This window comes from Yinghuangia sp. YIM S09857, assembly GCF_051388915.1.
Taxonomy (GTDB): domain Bacteria; phylum Actinomycetota; class Actinomycetes; order Streptomycetales; family Streptomycetaceae; genus Yinghuangia.
The window spans coordinates 236,433-239,589 of the sequence record NZ_JBPKBH010000013.1; the positions used below are offsets into that span (position 1 = coordinate 236,433).

The 3,157-nt window shown below is 73.0% G+C and carries 3 protein-coding genes; all 3 read right to left on the reverse strand.

Annotated features, from left to right (window positions below):
* On the reverse strand, positions 1–475 hold a 475-nt coding region (locus tag ACRX5S_RS26410), incomplete at its 3' end, for a DUF1772 domain-containing protein (RefSeq protein ID WP_436775580.1).
* A 177-nt stretch (positions 476–652) separates the two neighbouring features.
* Positions 653–1,489, reverse strand: coding sequence for an NmrA family NAD(P)-binding protein (locus tag ACRX5S_RS26415; protein ID WP_436775581.1), 837 nt, complete (start codon positions 1,487–1,489; stop codon positions 653–655).
* Positions 1,490–1,800: 311 nt separating this feature from the next.
* A partial coding sequence (locus ACRX5S_RS26420) for an aminopeptidase P family protein (protein ID WP_436775582.1) occupies positions 1,801–3,157 on the reverse strand: 1,357 nt, incomplete at its 5' end.

The following is a 3,157-nucleotide window of genomic DNA, read 5'->3' on the forward strand; positions in this document are numbered from 1 at the left end:
CGGCGATGCCGGCGATCAGCAGGCCGCCCGCGACGACGCCGGCCAGGCCGCGCACGTGGTTCATGCGCGTCCAGTCGATCAGGTAGGCCGCCCACAGGCGGTCGGCCTCGGGGGTGCCCGGCACCACTTTGTCCAGGGCCTCGTTGCGCGGCACGTGGTAGCCGGCCGTGAGCATGAAGCCCGCGACGAGGTACGTTGCCGCGCCCGCCACCAGGAAGCCCGAGTACGCGCCGTCCCAGTCGACCGCCGCCCAGATTCCGAGCCCGAGGGACGCGGCGCTGGTGCCCATGAAGACCGACAGGAACCGCGGGGTGAGCGCCGAGCGGTTGATGCCCTGCATGACGGCCGTCGCATCCTTGGCGGGGACCTGGGCCAGGCCCCGCATCACGAGTACCGAGAAGCCGTAGAACACGCCGCCCATCGTGATACTGCCGAGTGCGGTGGCCAGCGTCAGTGCGAACAGGGTTCCGTCCATGGGTACTGCCCTCCGGGCAAATCGGTCGCGGTGGGCGGCCGGTCGGTCGTCGGTGATCGGTGATCGGTGATCGGTGATCGGGGGTCGGCGTGGTCGGCCAGGGCGGACCGAGGGGCAGTCAGTGGTCCGCGGGCCGCGTGCGGGCGGCCCGCGGGGGTCGGCCGGGAGGCCGTACGGTCAGCCCGCCCAGACGCCGGTGGCCGCCGCGTCCCGGGCGAACTCGGCGAAGTCGCGCGGCTCGCGTCCCAGGGCGCGCCGGACGCCGTCCGCAGGCTGCGCGTTGCGGCCGTCCAGGACCTCGGTGAACAGGTAGGTCAGGAAGCCGACCGTCTCCGCGTCCAGCCCGGCCTCCTCGGACAGCACCGCCGCGTAGGCCTCCATCGGCACGGTCACGTACGCGATCTCGCGCCCCGCCGCCGCGCCGATCTCCGCGATCGCCTCGGGGAAGCTGAGCAGCCGTGCGCCGGTCACCTCGTAGACCTCGCCGTTGTGGCCCTGCTCGGTCAGCGCGGCCACCGCGACGTCCGCGATGTCCTCGGCGTCCACGAACGGCTCCTTGACGTCGGACACCGGCAGCGCGACCTCTCCCGCGAGGATCGGCTCGACGAGGAAGTTCTCGTTGAAGTTCTGCGCGAACCACGAGGCCCGGACGACCGTCCACTCGGCCCCGGCCGCCTCGGCCACGGCCCGCAGGCGCTCCTCGGCGTTCTGCGCCTCCACCTCGCCGCGCCCGGAGAGCAACACCAGGCGGCGCACCCCGGACGCGACCGCGGTCTCGGCGAAGGCGGCCACCGCGTCGGGGGCGCCGGGGATGGCGAGGTCGGGGACGTAGGTGATGTAGACGGCGGAGATGTCCGCGACCGCCGCCTTCCACGTCGACTCGTCGTTCCAGTCGAAGGGGATCGCCGCGCTGCGCGAACCGATCCGGACGTCGGCGCCGCGGGCGGTGAGGCGCTCGGCCACACGGCGGCCGGTCTTGCCGGTGCCGCCCAGGACCAGGATGGTGTTCGTCATTCGGGGCTCCTCGGAAGGTGGTCCGCGCGGTGGTCCGCGGGGAGTCGGTCTTGCTTGCTCGACTCAATTCAAGCCCGCGGACCTGAGACGGAACATAGTCGAGGAGCCAGATTCCATATTCAATCGTCTCGCGCACGCGGACTGGGCCGCGTGTTGCGGATGACGGGAATCCCGCCGCCGCGGCCCCGACCGTGTGTCCCCGGTGCGCTTGCCCGGTGCCCTCGCCAGGCGCTCTTTCCCGTGCCCTGTGCTCGGGTCGCGCGGCGCGTGCGGTCGGACGCCGCGACACGGCACGGTACGGCACGGCGCGTTCAGCCCATGAGGCCGCCCATCCACTCCTCGATCGCGTCCGGGTCCCGCGGCAGCGCGGCCGACATCAGGCGGGCGCCGTCCTCGGTGATGACCAAATCGTCCTCGATGCGGATGCCGATGCCGCGCAACTCGGGCGGCAGCGTCTCGTCGTCGGGCTGGAGGTACAGGCCCGGCTCGACGGTCAGCACGTGGCCGACCTCCAGCCTGCCGTCGAGGTACGTCTCCGCGCGCGCCTTGGCGCAGTCGTGCACGTCCATGCCGAGCATGTGGCCGCTGCTGCACAGCGTGTAGCGGCGGTGCAGGCCGCTCTCCGGGCGCAGCGACTCCTCCGCACCGACCGGCAGGACGCCCCACTCGTGCAGCCCGGTGGCGATCACGCGCATGGCCGCCTGGTGGAAGTCCCGGAAGCTGGCCCCCGGGCGCAGCGCGTCGATGCCGGCCTGCTGCGCGTCCAACACCAGTTGGTAGACGTCCCGTTGGGCGGCGCTGAAGCGGCCGGACAGCGGCAGGGTGCGGGTGATGTCGGCGGTGTAGAGGGTGTCGGTCTCGACGCCCGCGTCCAGCAGCAGGAGCTTGTCGCGGTCCAGCGGGCCGTCGTTGCGGATCCAGTGCAGCACACACGCGTGCGCGCCGGACGCCGCGATGGTCTCGTAGCCGGTGCCGTTGCCCTCGGCGCGGGCGCGCAGCCGGAACACGCCCTCGATCCAGCGCTCGCCGCGCGGGTGCCGCAGGGCCTGTGGGAGCGCGCGTACGACGTCCTCGAACCCGGACGTGGTGTGGTCGACGGCCGACTGGAGCTGGGCGACCTCCCATTCGTCCTTGGCCAGGCGCATCTCCGAGAGGTACGAGGCCAGTTCGCGGTTCTGCTCGGTGTCGCCGCGCACCGGCGCCAGCGCGTCGACCGCGGGGTCCTCGCCGGACAGCACGCGCGTGGCGACGTTCGGGCCGCGGAACAGGTCGGGGAGCCGGTCCAGGTGCACCGTCTCGATGCCGAGCAGCGCGGCCGCCTCGTCGAGGGTCGGTCGGCGGCCGACCCAGAACTCACCGTAGCGGCGGTCCCGGAAGAACTCCCCGGAGTCGCGCGGCGATCGCGGACGCAGGTAGAGCCGCGCCTCGTGGGTGCCGCCGACCGGCTCCATCACGAGGACGCCGCCCGGCTCCTGCTCGCCGGTCAGGTACGCGTACGCGGTGTGCGGGCGGAACCGGTAGTCGTCGTCGTTGCTGCGCACCTTCAGGACGCCGGACGGGACCACCAGCCGCTCGCCGGGGAATCGCGCGGACAGCCGGGCGCGACGCTTCGCGGTCCACGGCGCGATCTCGTCCAGGCCGGGATCGGGCAGCGGGCTGGGCGCCCAG